This is a genomic window from Chitinophaga lutea, assembly GCF_003813775.1.
In the GTDB taxonomy this organism is placed as follows: domain Bacteria; phylum Bacteroidota; class Bacteroidia; order Chitinophagales; family Chitinophagaceae; genus Chitinophaga; species Chitinophaga lutea.
This window is the reverse complement of record NZ_RPDH01000002.1, coordinates 876,850-892,389: the sequence shown is the minus strand read 5'-3', so window position 1 is coordinate 892,389 and position 15,540 is coordinate 876,850. Positions and strand designations below refer to the sequence as shown.

The following is a 15,540-nucleotide window of genomic DNA, read 5'->3' as shown; positions in this document are numbered from 1 at the left end:
GGGTTAAAAAATTGGGTGTTACCGTAAAATTTTTCAGGATTTCAAATCTATTTTATTTCCTCCACCCAATTTCCCCAACTGCTCACACCTGTGTGATTTTGTTCGCAAAAAAAAGCCGGCCACAGGGGCCGGCTGCTGTTATTTATAATTTCCTGATCCAGATATTCCGGTAACTCACCAAATCCCCATGATCCTGCAGCATGATCGGCAATGCGCCGTGCTTCTCGTAAAACGGTTTGCCGATGTAAAGCGTTTTGCCGAGCAGTTCGGTATTGTTCTGCACCAGCACGCCGTTGTGCAGCACCGTAATGCGGGCGGGCGATTTCACGCTGCCGTCGTCGTTGAAGCGGGGCGCCGTCCAGATCACATCATACGCCTGCCACTCACCGGGCTTTTTGCAGGCATTCACCAGCGGGATGGTCTGTTTGTAGAGGCTCGCGGCCTGTCCGTTCGAATAGGTCCTGTTATCGTAATTGTCGAGCACCTGCAGCTCGTAGTTGCTCTGCAGGAAAATGCCGCTGTTGCCGCGGCCCTGGCCTTCGCCTTTCACCACCGACGGCGTACGCCATTCGATGTGCAGCTGGAAGTCTTCGAAGGAAGCTTTCGTTTTGATGCCGCCTTTTTTCGGGGCCACGGTCATCGCGCCGCCGCTCACCGTCCAGGGGGCCGCGCCGCCTTTTTCGCCTTCCCATTGGCTGAGGTCTTTGCCGTCAAACAGCACGATGGCATCGGAAGGAGCGCTGGTGCCGCTACCGGGCGTTATCTTGGCGGGTACGGGTTCCCAAACTTCGGTGGCTTTCGGGTCGCCCTGCTGTGCGCTCGCGCTAAGGGCGGGTATCAGCAGTGCGGCCGATACGCATACAAATGAAAAACGGTACATGTTCATTATCGAGGCAGTTTATAATTGTTATGGTAAACGGGTGTGATGAGGCGGTTGGCAGCGGCGTCGGTGAACTGCTGCTTTTCCTTGTTCCAGTACACTTTCTGGCCGGTCTTGAACGCAATGTTGCCCATCTGTGAATTGATGGCCACGTTGGCGCCCGTCTGGATGTCGCAATGCAGGTCGGAGAGCTTGCGCGATTTGATGACTTCGAGGAAGTTCTTGGTATGTTTCACCAGTCCGTTGTCGGAGGCTTTTACGCGGGCTACGGCTTCCATTTTGTCTTTTTCGGGAATCACTTCCCAGCCGCCGCGGTCGAGCACCAGGGTGCCGTTGTTGCCGATGAAGGCGATGCCGTGGTTGCGGCCGTAAGGCCCGCCATCGATGCCGGTAGCGTGTTCCCACTGCATGTTGAAGCCGTCGAACTCGTAAATGGCCGTGAGGGTATCGGGTGTTTCGGCCGCATCGTCCGGGTAGGCGAATTTACCGCCGGAGGCCACTACCGATTTGGGATTGGAGGCTTTCATGCCGTAGAGCGCATAGTCGATCAGGTGCACGCCCCAGTCGGTCATCAGCCCGCCTGCATAATCCCAGTACCAGCGGAAATTAAAGTGGAAGCGGTTGGGGTCGAAGGGCCGCGTTTGGGCGGGACCGAGCCATGCGGCATAATCCACGCCTGCGGGTGGTGCGGAATTGGGCTGTTTGGGCACGGGTTTCATCCAACCCATGTAGGCCCAGGCCTTGACGAGCCGCACATTCCCGAGCTTGCCGGAATGCACGAAAGCGATGGCGTCGTTGAAATGCTGCATGCTGCGCTGCCACTGGCCCACCTGCACCACGCGGTTGTAGCGCTGCTGGGCGGCTACCATGGCACGGCATTCGGCGATGGAGTTACCGATGGGTTTTTCGACATACACATCCTTGCCGGCGGCGCAGGCATCGGCCATCTGCAGACAGTGCCAGTGGTCGGGCGTGCCGATTACCACGGCGTCGATGTCTTTGTTTTCCAGCAGCTTCCGGTAATCGCCGTAAAGCTTGACGTCGGTGATGTTTTTCTTCGCCAGTTCCGCAACGCGTTTGTCGAGCACGTTTTTATCGACGTCGCAAAGGGCCACACAACGGGCTTCAGGGTGGTTGAGCAGTCCGTTGAGGTTGCTCCATCCCATACCGTTGACGCCGATCACGGCGAAATTAACGCGGTCGCTGGGGGCCATAGCACGCAAGGCACTTGGGAAGAGGGCTGAACCGGCCAGGATAGTGGATGAGTTCAGCAGAAAATTCCTTCTGTTCATAAGTTTTCATGATTAGACGTGGAGTAATTATTTAGACAAGATATAAAAAGCGCGTTAAATTTCTTCCTCCTCCTGTTCTTCGCCAGTACTAAAATTCATCATGGTACCCAGCAGGTCTGAAAAACGGGTTTCTTTCTCCAGTGTTTTTTTGCTGAGCAGGGAGTAGGCGGAAAGTCCATGCAGCACCATTTCCATCATCAGCAACTGCTCCGGTTTATTGGCCTGCGGGAAGAGCTGTTTTACCAGCTCCGGCAGCCCGGTTACCTGTGTCAGGGCGGCTTCGTACTGTTTATCGGTAGTGTCCTGCAGCAGCTGGAGGGCATTGCCCTTGTCGAACCACTGGATGATGCTGCGGTACGGGTTCACGTCCGCCGCGCCGGCTTTGCGTTTTTTGAACGCGTCGGGGTTGGGGAAATATTGGGCGAAAGTGGTGCGCAGACTTTTCTCCAGCAGGTTCACGGCCACCTGCAGCGGGCCTTCCTGTTCGCCCTCGTACACCAGTTCTATTTTGCCGGTGATGGCGGGGATGATGCCCTGGAGGTCGTTAATGCGAACATGGGTGCTTTTTTCCTTATTGATGATGGCCCGGCGCTCGGCGGCGCTCACGGCGTTCTCGAAGGCGGCGATGGTCAGGCGGGCGGATACGCCGCTTTTTTTATCGACCCATTCGCTGGTGCGCGCTTCAAAGGCCACCTGCTCGATGAGCCGTTTCACCATGTCCGGCATGTGCACGGTGCCTTGCTGCTCTTCGTGAATGGCGGCTTCCTGTTCGGTGATGAGCAGGGAGTTCTCGAGCGTTTTGGGATAGTGCGTGATGATCTGGCTTTCGATACGGTCTTTAAGCGGAGTGACGATGGCGCCGCGGTTCGTGTAGTCTTCCGGGTTGGCCGTGAACACGAACAGCATGTCGAGCGGCATGCGCACTTTAAACCCGCGTATCTGGATGTCGCCTTCCTGCAGGATGTTAAACAGGGCCACCTGGATGCGGGCCTGCAGGTCGGGCAGTTCGTTGATCACGAAGATGCCGCGGTTGGAGCGGGGGATGATGCCGAAATGGATCACCCGCTCGTCGGCATAACTGAGTTTTTCGTTGGCGGCCTTGATGGGATCCACGTCGCCGATGAGATCAGCCACGGATACATCGGGCGTTGCGAGTTTTTCGCCGTAGCGGGCCTCGCGGGGTAGCCATTCAATGGGCGTTTTGTCGCCGAGGGAATCTACGACGTCACGACCATGGCGGCTGAGCGGGTTGAACGGGTTGTCGTTCACTTCGGAGCCGGCAATGACAGGAATGAATTCATCGAGCAGATCGGTCATCTGCCGCGCCATGCGCGTTTTGGCCTGTCCGCGCAGGCCGAGGAACAGAATGTTATGCCGGGAAAGCAGGGCCCTTTCGGTATCGGGGATCACCGTATCGTCGTACCCGATGATACCGGGAAAGGTGCTTTCTTTTCTTTTCAGTTTCAGTATCAGGTTCTGCCTGATCTCTTCTTTTACCGTACGGTACTGGTAACCACTTTTTTTAAGCTCGCCGAGCGTTTTGATCTTTTCCATGTCTGTTTGTTTCTTTTATAGCTTCTTTCTTTTCCCGCTTTCGAAATCGTAAAAAAGGAACTGGCCCAGTTTATCTGTCCCGGAGAAGAAAGCCTTGCCGTTATTGGTTTCCGTAAATTCTTTTACAAATTGCTGCAGCCAGGGATCGGTGGCTACCATGAATGTGGTGATGGGAATTTTCAGCTTTTTGCATTGGGCCGCCAGGTTCAGCGTACGGTTGAGTATCTTCCTGTCGAGCCCGAAGCTGTTTTTATAATATTGTTTGCCCTGTTTGAGGCAGGTCGGTTTCCCGTCGGTGATCATGAAGATCTGTTTGTTGGGATTGCGCCGCCGCCGGAGGATGTCCATCGCCAGTTCCAGCCCGGCCACGGTATTGGTGTGATAAGGGCCCACCTGCAGATAGGGGAGGTCTTTGATCTCGATCTGCCAGGCGTCGTTGCCGAACACGATGATGTCGAGCGTGTCTTTCTGGTAACGGGTAGTGATCAGCTCGCTCAATGCCATGGCCACTTTCTTGGCCGGGGTGATCCGGTCTTCCCCGTATAAAATCATGGAATGGGAAATGTCGATCATCAGGGCGGTGGACGTCTGGGTTTTGAAGTCCGTTTCCCTGATCTCCAGGTCGTCCTGCTGCATTGAAAACGCTTCGATGCCGTGGTTGATCTGGGCGTTCCGGATGGAAGCGGTCATGTCGATCTGCTCCAGCGCGTCGCCGAAGGCGTACGGGCGGGTTTCGGCATTGAGTTCGTCGCCCATACCGGATTTACGGATGTTATGATCGCCGATACTGGATTTTTTGAGTTTGCCGAATATCTCCTCCAGGGCGCGTTTCCGGATGGTCTGCTCGGTTTTGCCGGTGATGTTCAGCCCGCCGGTTTCCTCGTTTTCACGGAGGTATCCCTTGTCCTTCAGGTCCTGGATGAAATCCCCGATACCATATTCGTTATTGGAAAGCTGGTACTCCTTGTCCAGCTCCGTCAGCCATTGTAGTGCCTCTGCCACGTCCCCGCTGGTGTAAGTGAGCAATTGCGTGAAAATGTCCAGCAACTTCTCAAACGGGGATTGTTTGTTCTCCGACGGGTCGAACCGGGAGAAAATGAATCCTTTCATCCGCTATAGTTTATTGTTCATCTGCCGGATGTTACCTCGCCCGAACGCTTCGGCCCCGGTGCCATCCGCTAAATCTTGTTTTGCACAGCATGGTCCTTAATGGTGTCAATCTGACATTCATTCGCGGCAGGCAGTCCCGCCCGAAGGCTCCTCATTACCAAAGAAGGCCTCATGTCCGGTTTCTCCCGCAGAATTTAACTGATTGAGTACCTGCACTGTACCTGATATCGCCCCTCCGGAGAACCGGGTAGCGGGGCCGGTATATCACATCTAATTTACGCAAAAAAGCCCGGGGGTGAAAAAAGTAAAAAAAGCGGCCCCGAAAATTAAGAAAATGGGTTTTTATTCACTTATTTTACCACTTCATGTAAAATCTACACGTCTATGATTTCATTACGTAAAGGCCTGCTGAGCTTAGGCATGGCCGCGATGCTATTCACCACGGCCGTTGCGCAGAAGCAGGAAGCCAAACTGGGCTGGAAACTGGGCGCACAGGCCTATTCATTCCGGCTTTTTAGCCTCGACCAGGCGCTGGATAAACTGGATTCCTGCGGTCTGCAGTATGTAGAGTGCTACCCGGGCCAGACCATCGGCGGCAATATCGAGGGCAAAATGGACTATAAAATGGACGCCGCCAAACAAAAACAGGTGCTGGACCTGCTGAAAAGCAAAAAGAAAACCCTGTACGCCTTCGGCGTTGTGTCTCCCAACAACGAGGCCGACTGGAAACAGCTGTTCTCCTTCGCCAAAGCGATGGGCATCCAGATCATCACTTCCGAGCCCCGCCTGCAGGACCTTGATGTGGTGTCGAAGCTGTGCGACGAATACAAGATCAAGGTGGCCATTCACGACCACCCGAAACCGAGCCATTACTGGTCGCCCGACAGTGTGCTGGCCGCCATCAACGGCCGCAGCAAGTATATGGGTGCCTGTGCCGACATCGGTCACTGGGTGCGTTCCGGCCTCGACCCTGTTGAAAGCCTGCAGAAGCTCAACGGCCGCGTGTTCAGCCTGCACGTGAAAGACCTGCACGAGAAGTCACCCAAAGGGCACGATGTGATCTGGGGCACCGGCGTTTGCAACGTGGAAGGCGTGCTGAAAGAACTGAAGAAGCAGAAATTCAAAGGCCTGTTCTCCGCCGAATACGAGTACAACTGGCAGAACAGTGTGCCGGACATCACGGAAAGCGTGAAAAATATAAGAGGAATGATCTCCAAATTATAGTAAATTGAAAAACCGGGCGCTCCCCGGTTTTTTCTTTTCCATCCATCCATTTGTTATGAAAAAACTTCTCACCGTATTGATGTTGGCTGGCTGCATCGCCGGCGCTTCCGCACAGGAATACACTATCCGGGGCAAAGTATCCCCGGCGTTGAACGGCAACACCATTCACCTCGACAAAAGAACGGCCGCCGGCGCTTTCCGGGTAGCCAGCACAACCATCTCCAACGGCGCCTTCACCTTCAAAGGAAAAACCGCAGAGCCGTTCGCGGCGGCATTGTCTTTCCGTTCAAAACAAAAGAACGGTGCGGGGTACCGGCTCTTTTTTATCGACAAAGGAGAGCAGATCGTTTTTGAGCAGCGGGAAAACAACACGTCACGGAACATGTTCGGCGATGCGTTGATCTCCGGATCGGCCGTTTCCAAACAGTGGGACGAACTGGCAGCGCTCCGGCAGCCGGTTGAAGACTCGATGAAGATCATAGACGGTCAATTGGTGAAGCTATTCGGCATCAAGAATGAGGTTACGGACGAGCTCTGGCGGAAACAGGCTGCATTACAGCAGAAAATGAAAAGAGTGACCGATGAATTCATCAGCCGGCACCCCGATTATTTCGTCAGCCTGTACGAATTCCGCGCCGGGCTCAACAAACCGGAAGACCCTGCGGCAGCGCTCGGGTTGTTCAAGCGTTTCAGCCCGGAGCTCCAGGCATCGTCGCTCGGGAAAGCCACGCTAGGCGCTATCGGCAACGCCACGAAACTGGTAAAAGGAGTGCCCGCCCCGGTATTTTCCGCCGTTAACCCGCAAGGCCAGCAGGTAAACCTCGGTTCATTCAAAGGGAAATATGTACTGGTCGATTTCTGGGCCAGCTGGTGTCATCCCTGCAGGAAAGAATTTCCCCACCTCATCAAAGCTTATAGCCGCTTCAAAAACCGGAATTTCGAGATACTGGGCGTTTCATTGGATAAAGATCTCGCCGCCTGGAAAGCAGCTATCGCGAAAGACAAAATATCGTGGCCGCAGGTTGTGGACCCCGGCGGACTGAAAATAGGGAAACCGATCTACCTGATCACGAGCATCCCGCAGAATTACCTGCTCGACCCGTCGGGAAATATCATCGGGATCAATCTGCGGGGCGAAGCGGTGGAGAAAGAACTGGAGAAGGTGCTGTAAACCCCTGGTGATACAGAGGATGAAATGTTTTCCCGGCAGGAGCTTCAATGACGGCGCCGTTCGACCTTATTGCACCGGCAGTACACTTTTCCTGACCGGCATATACCACCAAAAACGCCGGGAACTTTCCCGGCGTTTTTGGTGGTATCGCTTAATCGTGTTTCCATGTTTTTTCTCCCTTCTTCATTTTGTCCAGCGTAGCCTGGAATGCTTTCTTTTCCTGTGGGCTCGTACTATAAGCTACAGCCTTTTCCTGCCAGCTGATCGCTTCGTCTTTTTTCCCCATCTTGTACAGGATATTGGCGTAGGTATCGATGTGGTTGGGATTTTCCCTGTCTTTGAACGACCGGCGGCTCCACTCCAGTGCTTCCGTTACACAGGTCATGTCTTTGCAGTGTTCGAACACCGTCCATGCAAACTCGTTCAGGTCAAAAGCGCTGGTGGTGGCGCCGTATTTTTTCATGTACGATACTACTGCAGGGGCAAACTTGTCCCAGTCTTTTTGGCTCTGGTAATAGGTAACTTTCCCCATCGCCACCGCCTCATCCGCGTATGCTGGATATTTTTTCTTCAGCGAATCGGTGATGGCTTTCCAGTTGACGTCAGGATTGCTTTTCCCCTTTATCCAGAAATGACGGTACACTTCCTCCCGTAATACGATCTGTTTCACCGCCTGCTGCGCTTTTCCTTCTCCCAGTACCGCATTCACCTTTTCGGGCTCCTGCAGCATGATTTTAAACCCGGGGTCTTTGGAGGAGCGGGTGAACTTTGCGGCAAATTCGATATTTTCTTTGGCGCTCCAGTCTTTCACTGTGGTGATATACGCTTTGGATGCGGCATCGGCGGTTTTTTGGTCGAACGCATCCATGGCGGCGGCAGCTACTGCCCTGAGCGTTGCCGGGTCCCGGTCGCCGCTCTCGTATTTTTTCATGAGCGCGTAATACTGCTGCCCCGGTTCGAATACTTTGGCGGTCCTTTTAAGCCAGGTAGCGCCGTCCGGCGAGCTGCCCACAATACGATGCACAGGCTGGCCGTCGGGGTCGAGGAACAGGAAGGTGGGGTAGCCGGTTACCTTGTATTCCCTGGCCAGCGCCTGGCCGGTGGCGTACCAGCTTTTCACTTCCTCGCTGTCCTGCTTCGTGGTATCGAGCTGCAGCTTGACGCTGAGGAACCGGCTGTTGTAATACTCGCCCACTTCTTCGAGCGGGAAGATGCTGCTGCTCATAAACTTGCAGGGGCCGCACCAGGTCGTGAAACAGTCCAGGAAAATGTATTTGTTTTCTTGTTTCGCCTTGGCTTTGATCTGCTCCCAGGTGAGGCCGTGCTCGAAACGGATGCCTTTTTCCTGGGCAAAAACAATGGCAGGCAGGATGGTCATGAAGAGAAGTAGTAGCTTTTTCATACGCATGATGGATTGGGTGAACTAAAAACTTAGGTGATATGATAAATGTAGGTAATTATTGGAAACTGTGCATACCGGGGAAGTTAAAAAATTGCCAAAATGCATCCGGCGTTGGGGCATAAAAAAAACTCCCGGCGGGTGGCCGGGAGTTGTATATCCGAAGAAGGGAATTATTTACTGCTGTCCTTTTTCGCACTGTCGGGCACAGTGTTGAACTGTCCGCCGGGCTCATGGGTGCGGGCGGAATCTTTCCCGAAGTCTATTTTCCATTGCTTCAGCATGAGGATGAAGCGCTCGGCGCGCTGGGCATCGTCCTGCAGGTCGTTGGTGAACAGGCGGGGAGAAAGACTGCGGTAGTAGCGCATCTGCTGCTCCAGGTCTTTGGTCAGTTCGTCGGAGATCTCACCGGCGCGTTTGGCGTTGCCGGCAATGTAGTACGCATATACGATCTCCATGCTCCAGAGGTTATGCATGTTGCCCGGAGAAGTCAGGGCATACGGCATGTTGCCGGGCAGGAACACGGAATCCTGGCGGTCGAGCACCTTCAGCGCCTTGTCTTTCTTGCCTTCTTTGGTGAGGGCTACGCTGAGTTTGGTGTACGAGTTGCGGATGCTTTGCAGCATACGGCGGTTGGGCTCGTCGAAGTACACGCCTTCGATGTTCACGCTGCCGTACACGAATTTATCCATCAGGTTTTCGTACATCTTGCGGGTGTTCACCTGGTCGTTCAGGCCGGGCAGCATTTCATCCGAAACCGGTCTGCGTGTAGGCACAAGGCGGTAGGTGAGGCCTTCCACCTGCAGGAACTCATTGAAACCGAGGTCTACGGGAGAAGTAAAGTATATCGGGCGTTTCCAGGCGTTGGTGGCGATGATGTCGTATACCGCCAGGTCGTTTTTGTACACTACCTGTTTCGGGATCACGAAGGGCACCTGCGGGGAGATGCGGCCGCTGTCCTGGATGTCTACCGTACCATTCTGCACCACTTCTTTCACATCCACGGGAATGAACATTTTGGTGGTGGGCAGATAATTCACTTTTTCGCCGGTGTTCAGGGGGACCTTCGCCTGGTCGCGGTCGTCGCCGATGAAGTTGATCACTTCCTTCAGGTTGAAGTAACGATCCTGCGGCACCTGGCCGTTATCGTACAGCATCACGTAGTTCCTGTTTTCACCGCGGTATTTGTCGGCGCCCAGGGTCATGGCGATGGCCGGGCTCTGGTTCGTGGCTTTCGTCTGCTGGTCGATGTACCAGTCCACACCCAGCAGGCTGAGGTTGATCACCCGGATGTCCGGGCGGATGCCTTCCACTTCCTGTGCATACCAGAGCGGGTACGTATCGTTGTCGCCCACGGTAAACAGGATGGCGTTGGGTGCGCAGGACTCGAGGTAATCACGGGCTACATCACGGGCGAGCACTTTTTCGGAACGGTCGTGATCGTCCCAGCCCTGTTGCGCCATTAATAAAGGCACGGCTACGAAGCACAGAATGATCGCGAGCGGCGCGGCCATTTTGGCCACGGCGTTTTTCTTGATGAAGAAGTTATAGATGCTGAGCACACCCAAACCGATCCAGATGGCGAAGGCATAGAACGAGCCCACGTAGGCGTAATCACGCTCACGCGGCTGGTTACCGGCCTGGTTGAGGTACAGCACAATGGCGAAACCGGTGAAGAAGAAGAGCAGGCCCACGATGAGTGCGTCTCTCTTGTGACGGTTGTAATGGAAGAAGAAACCGATCAGGCCGAGTATCAGCGGCAGGAAGAAATAGGTATTCCGTGCCTTGTTGTTTTTCAGGCTGTCGGGCATTTCGCTCTGGTCGCCATACAGGGCGTTATCGAGCGGGGAGATGCCGGAAATCCAGTTACCGTCACGGGGATTGCCGAAGCCCTGTACGTCGTTCTGTTTGCCGGCAAAGTTCCACATGAAGTAACGGATGTACATGAAGTTCAGCTGGTAACCCATGAAGAACTTGATGTTGTCGCCGAAGGAAGGCGCTTCGCCGTCTTTCAGGCCGAGGAAGGCCTTGTAGTAGTCGGCGTGCCCCTGGTCGTTGCTGGCGTCCCATACGCGGGGAAACAGCATTTTATCTTTGCTGGCGTAAACAGGCACCTGTTTTTTACCCACGGGGATGTATTCTTTATTACCGCGTGCGTAAATGGTGCCTTTTTCTTCGTAGGTCTCGGGGCGGGCGGTGAACACCTGGCCGTACAGCAGGGGGAAGTCGCCGTACTGTTCACGGCCGAGGTAACCTACCAGCGATACCGGGTTATCTACGTTATACATGTCTACCGAGGGGTTGGCGGACGAGCGCACCATAGTGGTCACGTACGTGGAATAACCCATCAGCAGGAACAGGATACAGGAGTTGGCGAGCTGCACCACGTGTTTGAGTTTCGCTGCGTTCAGCTCCACGCCGAATAATTTGATGAAGTACGGCACGGCCAGTACGGCGGCGGCCAGTATGAAACGCAGCACGCGGATGCCGGCGCCGTCGCCATCGGCGAAAGCGGGGATGGCGATCACGGATGCGATGATGATCAGCGGTACGTACAAACCGAACTTCGGTTTGAAGTAACCGTATACCAGCAGCGCGATGATGGCTACGAAATAGAAGGTAAAGCCGGAGAAGAACGGCATGTGCAGGCTGTTCACGAAAAACACGTCCATCATGCCGGAGGCCTTGATGGTATCCTGGATGATGAATTTCTGCACCAGGCCGGTGAGCACGCAACCGAGCACAAAAGCCCAGAAGGCGCCTGCGGTGGTTACTTTATTGCTGCGTTTGAAGTAATAGATGAGCACCATGGCGGGGATGGTGAGCAGGTTGAGCAGATGCACCCCGATGGAAAGCCCCATCAGGTAAGCGATCAGTACAATCCAGCGGTCGCCGTACTGGGTGTCCGCTTCGTGCTCCCATTTCAGCATGGCCCAGAAAACGATGGCCGTGAACAGGGAGCTCATGGCGTACACTTCGCCTTCCACGGCGGAGAACCAGAATGAATCGGAAAAAGTATAGGCAAGCGCGCCAATGGCGCCGGCGCCCATTACGGCCATCAGTTGCTGGCTGGTAAGGGGTTCCCCATTTTTGGAGAGGATGCGGCGGGCAAAGTGCGTGATGGTCCAGAATAAAAACAGGATGGTGAATCCGCTGGCCAGGGCGCTCATGATGTTTACGCCGAGAGAAGCTTTGGAAGCATCGAAAGGAAGGGTAAAGATCCGGCCGAGCAGCACGAAGAGAGGGGCGCCGGGCGGGTGGGGCACCTGTACTTTGTAAGCTGCCGAAATGAACTCCCCGCAATCCCAAAGGCTGCCGGTGGCTTCCATCGTTGCCAAATACACCGTGCAGGCGATTATACACACTATCCAGCCTACAATGTTATTAATCCGGTTAAAATTCATAAGGTTGTTTTAGATAATTCCGACAAAAATAGAAAAAGTAACCAATTAAGCTAATGTGAACAATAGTTTTAACTTTTTATAAATATTTTAACAGTTTCAGGTGTCGTCAGGCTTTGCGGTCGAGGCTCCAGGCTTCGGGTTTGCCTGTAAACCAGCCTTTTATGGCGGCCCATACTTCGTTGAAGAGCGGGGAGTGGCGGTAAGCGTTCAGCGAATCGGGGCCGTCCCAGATGCTGTAGGTGAAATAAACGCCCAGGTGCACTTTGTCTTTCCAGAGCTCCAGGTGGCTGCAGCCGGGGAAATGGCGGATGGCGTGCTGCCGTTCCGCGAAAAGGGCTTCAAATTCGGCGCACCGGGTCGGGTCGAAGGTTAATTTGACAATCCTGATCATCCTTCAAACAGGATTCGCACGGTTTGATAATAAGACAGTTGCTGGAAGGAAGCCTGCTGCAACTGGTCGCGGCGGAACCCCTGAAGGCCGAACAGCCCGGCGGCATTGCCTTTGTTCACGGCGATCTCGAGGTAACCGGCGGCGTTGAAAAGGGCCAGTTTCTGACCTTCCGCTACATCTGCATACGTTTCGCTGATCTGGGTGATCATCTCATCGCGCCGGAAGAAGATGGCGAATTTGCGGTTCTGCCGCTGTTCGATAAACTGTTCGCGGGTAATGTTCACCACCACGTTCTCGAAGTTGTCGATATGGATGATCTGGCCTTCTATATAGTCGGCGCCGGTGAGGGGCTGCAGGTTGTTCTTCACAACGACCTCCGGGGCCGGCGTGCCGATAGCGCCCGGCGTTTCGCCCTGTATCAGCCGGGAAATGGCGGCGGCCATCGTCCGCACGATGTTGAGCGTATTCCTCGTTTCACCCGCCGGTAACGGCACCCGGTACACTTCCGCGGGTTTTTCCCCGGCTATCATGGTGAGCAGCCCGTTGTCTGCACAGCAGATCAGCTGGTTATTGTGCAGGCCGATCAGGACGTAATCCGCCTTGCGGTCGAACAGGTTGTTGAGCACGAGGTGGAAAGTGCCGTCCGGGAAATGACGGAACGCGCTGCGGCAGATGTAGGTGGCCTGCGGCAGGTTGAAGGGCGAAATGTGATGGGAGATGTCCACCACCTGGGCACCGGCACAGTGTTGCAGCAGCAGCCCCTTGATGGCGCCTGCGAGGTAATCCTGCAAACCGATGTCTGATGTCAGTGTGATGATGGGCATATGATCGTATGCGTACTAAGCGTACAGGGGGAAAATCCCTGCAAAGAAAGGCATTTTATCAAAGTAATACTGCAAAGCCGTGCATTTCTTTTATACACATAAAGATATACACATAGCGGCGGCAAATGTTCAGAGCGGTGAGCCGGGCTCTTTCCGGAAGTGATTGAATACCAGCTGATCGGCCCAGCGGGGGATCACATGGCTCAGCAGTACGGTCAGTTTTCCCTGTATGGTGAGCACCACGGTGCGTTTGCGCCTGGCGATGGCTTTGAGGGTATGCTGGGCCACTTCTTCGGCGCTCATCAGCCGCGATTCGTCGAGCGGCGTTTCTTTCTGCGAGTGCCCGGTTTGATCGAGCGCGGTATTGCGGATATTGGAGGAGGTGAAGCCGGGGCACACCCACATCACGTTTACGCCTGTATGTAAATTTTCGGTACGGAGCGTTTCCAGGAAACCCTGCATGGCGAACTTGGAAGCGGAGTAACCCGTTCTGCCCGGCAGGCCGCGGTAACCGGCGATAGACGACACGCCGGCGATGGTGCCTTTGTTGGCCGTAATGGACGGCAGTGCAAACTTGGTGCAGTACACGGTGCCCCAGAAATTGATGTCCATCAGCGTTTTCAGCACGTCCACCTCCACATCCCGGAACAGGGCGCGCATGCTCACGCCGGCGTTGTTGATCAGGATGTCGATGCCGCCGTATTTCTCCAGCACGCTATCTATGAACGCCTTGCAATCCGATTCCCGGCCTACGTCCGCCACAAAGGTGTGCAACAATGGATTGTTGACTTCCTCCCGGAGGGCGTTCAGCGCCGCTTCCCTGCGGCCACATACGGATACTTTGGCCCCTGCCTGCAAAAAAGCAACGGCCAATGCTCTCCCTATGCCTGAAGTTCCCCCTGTTATGACCACGGATTTATGCTGAAAATTGGTTTGCATTGCGCAAAAATAACGGAGCGGGGCACAATAGAAAAATTATTTGAAGAAAGGGCGGCGGGAAAGACGGGAAATAAGGCCGCCGGGCAATGAAAAAGGGGCCGGCTTTCGCGGTATTGCCGCCTGGCCGTGCCCCGGAGTTCAATCACTTACCACCCTGTACATCAACATGTTTGCCGCTAATGGGCGTGCCCGCCTTCCTCTTCGCCGTTGAGCATCTTGGCCTGGAGGTCGTGCGCGCCTTTTGTCACGAACTGCGTGCCTTCGGGCAATTCCCCGGGCAGTATCACTTCTGTATACCCGCCGGCCTGCACGCCGGTTTTGACCTGCACCCGGCGGTAGTGGCGGGCTTCCGGCGTGGTCACAAACACGTATTCATTGCCGGCGTCCATCACCACGGCGGCGGAGGGCAGGGCGGGCACTTTGGCGGCGCCGGTTTCCACCCAGGCCTTGAGGTAGGTGCCGGGCAGCATTTCCTTGTCTTCCCGGTCGAGGTGGCAATGTACGCGCACGGTGCGGTCGTTGTCGATCTCACGGCCGATGAGATGCACGGTTGCCGTTCTTTCCTTCGATTCGTTGGAGAGGATGAACCGCACCTTGCTGCCGATCTTCAAACGGGGGATGTCTTTCTCGAACACCGTAAGCTCCGCGTGCAGGTGCTCCGTGTCTACGATCTCGAACAGGGGCTCGTTGGGGCTTACGTATTTGCCGACGTTGGCGTTCACCTTGGTCACATACCCGCTGATGGGAGCCAGCACGGGGATGGAACGGAGGATGGTGCCGCCTTCGAGCCGGCTCACCTGGATGTTCATCAGCAGCAGTTTCTGTTTGAGGGCTTCGAGCCTTACCCTGAGCGTGTTGCGCTCGGATTCGGTCTTCTGGAACGTCTTTTTGGCGGTCACGTTTTCGGCGCTCAGTTCTTTCTGCCGCTCGAATTCCTGTTCGAGGAAAACCAGCTGCGCTTTGGTTTCGAGGTAATCCTGCTGCAGCTGGATGTAATCCGGATGTTCCATCTGCGCGATCACCTGGCCTTTTTTTACCCAAAATCCTTCGAGCAGGTCGGTGTTGCGGAGGATGCCGCCGATGGGCATGGAGATGCTCAGCATCTGCTGGGGCGGCACGTCGAGCAGGCCGTTGACGCGGATGGTGCCGCTCAGCTCGCGCTGCTCCAGGCCACCGGTTTGCAGCCCGGTTGTTTTCATCTGCGCTTCGGTGAGCTCCACCACAGCTTCTTCGGCGGGCCCATGGGCTTCCGCCTGCACACTGTCTGTGGCCGGCGCCTTGCCGGTGTTGCTGCCGCAGGCGGTGAATGCGAATGCCGCTATCATGAGAATGATACTTCCTTTCATGTGTCG

12 protein-coding genes are annotated in these 15,540 nt (G+C 55.0%); 2 read left to right on the top strand and 10 right to left on the bottom strand.

The window, feature by feature from the left end:
* Positions 1-142 precede the first annotated feature (142 nt).
* The 4 genes from EGT74_RS15860 to EGT74_RS15845 are packed head-to-tail and all read right to left on the bottom strand — an operon-like array spanning position 143 to position 4,836.
* Positions 143-886: a 3-keto-disaccharide hydrolase gene (locus tag EGT74_RS15860; RefSeq protein WP_123847562.1), complete on the bottom strand. Its 744-nt coding sequence runs from the start codon at positions 884-886 to the stop codon at positions 143-145.
* Positions 886-2,172 (bottom strand): Gfo/Idh/MocA family protein, encoded by a 1,287-nt coding sequence (locus EGT74_RS15855; RefSeq protein ID WP_123847561.1) that lies wholly within the window; start codon positions 2,170-2,172, stop codon positions 886-888. The genes EGT74_RS15860 and EGT74_RS15855 overlap by 1 nt, the downstream gene beginning before the upstream one ends.
* Positions 2,173-2,226: 54 nt before the next feature.
* Positions 2,227-3,726 carry a MoxR family ATPase gene (locus EGT74_RS15850; protein ID WP_123847560.1) on the bottom strand — a complete coding sequence of 500 codons (1,500 nt, stop codon included), beginning with the start codon at positions 3,724-3,726 and terminating at the stop codon, positions 2,227-2,229.
* Between the two features lie 15 nt (positions 3,727-3,741).
* Positions 3,742-4,836 carry a vWA domain-containing protein gene (locus EGT74_RS15845; protein ID WP_123847559.1) on the bottom strand — a complete coding sequence of 365 codons (1,095 nt, stop codon included), beginning with the start codon at positions 4,834-4,836 and terminating at the stop codon, positions 3,742-3,744.
* Between the two features lie 384 nt (positions 4,837-5,220).
* Here EGT74_RS15845 and EGT74_RS15840 point away from each other — a divergent pair, with 384 nt between their 5' ends.
* Positions 5,221-6,060 carry a sugar phosphate isomerase/epimerase family protein gene (locus tag EGT74_RS15840; RefSeq protein ID WP_123847558.1) on the top strand — a complete coding sequence of 280 codons (840 nt, stop codon included), beginning with the start codon at positions 5,221-5,223 and terminating at the stop codon, positions 6,058-6,060.
* Positions 6,061-6,115: 55 nt separating this feature from the next.
* Positions 6,116-7,231 carry a TlpA disulfide reductase family protein gene (locus EGT74_RS15835; protein ID WP_123847557.1) on the top strand — a complete coding sequence of 372 codons (1,116 nt, stop codon included), beginning with the start codon at positions 6,116-6,118 and terminating at the stop codon, positions 7,229-7,231.
* Between the two features lie 151 nt (positions 7,232-7,382).
* Here the strand turns inward: EGT74_RS15835 and EGT74_RS15830 are convergent, their stop codons facing one another.
* From EGT74_RS15830 to EGT74_RS15805, 6 genes are all read right to left on the bottom strand, one after another.
* Positions 7,383-8,633, bottom strand: coding sequence for a thioredoxin family protein (locus EGT74_RS15830; RefSeq protein WP_158618176.1), 1,251 nt, complete (start codon positions 8,631-8,633; stop codon positions 7,383-7,385).
* A gap of 170 nt (positions 8,634-8,803) precedes the next feature.
* Positions 8,804-12,034 (bottom strand): glycosyltransferase family 117 protein, encoded by a 3,231-nt coding sequence (locus EGT74_RS15825; protein ID WP_123847555.1) that lies wholly within the window; start codon positions 12,032-12,034, stop codon positions 8,804-8,806.
* A 106-nt stretch (positions 12,035-12,140) separates the two neighbouring features.
* On the bottom strand, positions 12,141-12,425 hold the full coding sequence (locus EGT74_RS15820; protein ID WP_123847554.1) for a putative quinol monooxygenase: 285 nt from the start codon (positions 12,423-12,425) through the stop codon (positions 12,141-12,143).
* Positions 12,422-13,249: an SAM hydrolase/SAM-dependent halogenase family protein gene (locus tag EGT74_RS15815; protein WP_123847553.1), complete on the bottom strand. Its 828-nt coding sequence runs from the start codon at positions 13,247-13,249 to the stop codon at positions 12,422-12,424. Before EGT74_RS15815 ends, EGT74_RS15820 begins: the two co-directional genes overlap by 4 nt.
* A 129-nt stretch (positions 13,250-13,378) precedes the next feature.
* Positions 13,379-14,188 carry an SDR family oxidoreductase gene (locus tag EGT74_RS15810; RefSeq protein ID WP_123847552.1) on the bottom strand — a complete coding sequence of 270 codons (810 nt, stop codon included), beginning with the start codon at positions 14,186-14,188 and terminating at the stop codon, positions 13,379-13,381.
* Positions 14,189-14,364: 176 nt separating this feature from the next.
* Positions 14,365-15,534 (bottom strand): efflux RND transporter periplasmic adaptor subunit, encoded by a 1,170-nt coding sequence (locus EGT74_RS15805; protein ID WP_123847551.1) that lies wholly within the window; start codon positions 15,532-15,534, stop codon positions 14,365-14,367.
* Between the last annotated feature and the right edge of the window lie 6 nt (positions 15,535-15,540).

Coding starts and splice junctions, on each gene's coding strand:
- EGT74_RS15860 (WP_123847562.1), bottom strand. CDS start 886: ATGAACATGTACCGTTTTTCATTTGTATGCGTATCGGCCGCACTGCTG.
- EGT74_RS15855 (WP_123847561.1), bottom strand. CDS start 2,172: ATGAACAGAAGGAATTTTCTGCTGAACTCATCCACTATCCTGGCCGGT.
- EGT74_RS15850 (WP_123847560.1), bottom strand. CDS start 3,726: ATGGAAAAGATCAAAACGCTCGGCGAGCTTAAAAAAAGTGGTTACCAG.
- EGT74_RS15845 (WP_123847559.1), bottom strand. CDS start 4,836: ATGAAAGGATTCATTTTCTCCCGGTTCGACCCGTCGGAGAACAAACAA.
- EGT74_RS15840 (WP_123847558.1), top strand. CDS start 5,221: ATGATTTCATTACGTAAAGGCCTGCTGAGCTTAGGCATGGCCGCGATG.
- EGT74_RS15835 (WP_123847557.1), top strand. CDS start 6,116: ATGAAAAAACTTCTCACCGTATTGATGTTGGCTGGCTGCATCGCCGGC.
- EGT74_RS15830 (WP_158618176.1), bottom strand. CDS start 8,633: ATGAAAAAGCTACTACTTCTCTTCATGACCATCCTGCCTGCCATTGTT.
- EGT74_RS15825 (WP_123847555.1), bottom strand. CDS start 12,034: ATGAATTTTAACCGGATTAATAACATTGTAGGCTGGATAGTGTGTATA.
- EGT74_RS15820 (WP_123847554.1), bottom strand. CDS start 12,425: ATGATCAGGATTGTCAAATTAACCTTCGACCCGACCCGGTGCGCCGAA.
- EGT74_RS15815 (WP_123847553.1), bottom strand. CDS start 13,249: ATGCCCATCATCACACTGACATCAGACATCGGTTTGCAGGATTACCTC.
- EGT74_RS15810 (WP_123847552.1), bottom strand. CDS start 14,188: ATGCAAACCAATTTTCAGCATAAATCCGTGGTCATAACAGGGGGAACT.
- EGT74_RS15805 (WP_123847551.1), bottom strand. CDS start 15,534: ATGAAAGGAAGTATCATTCTCATGATAGCGGCATTCGCATTCACCGCC.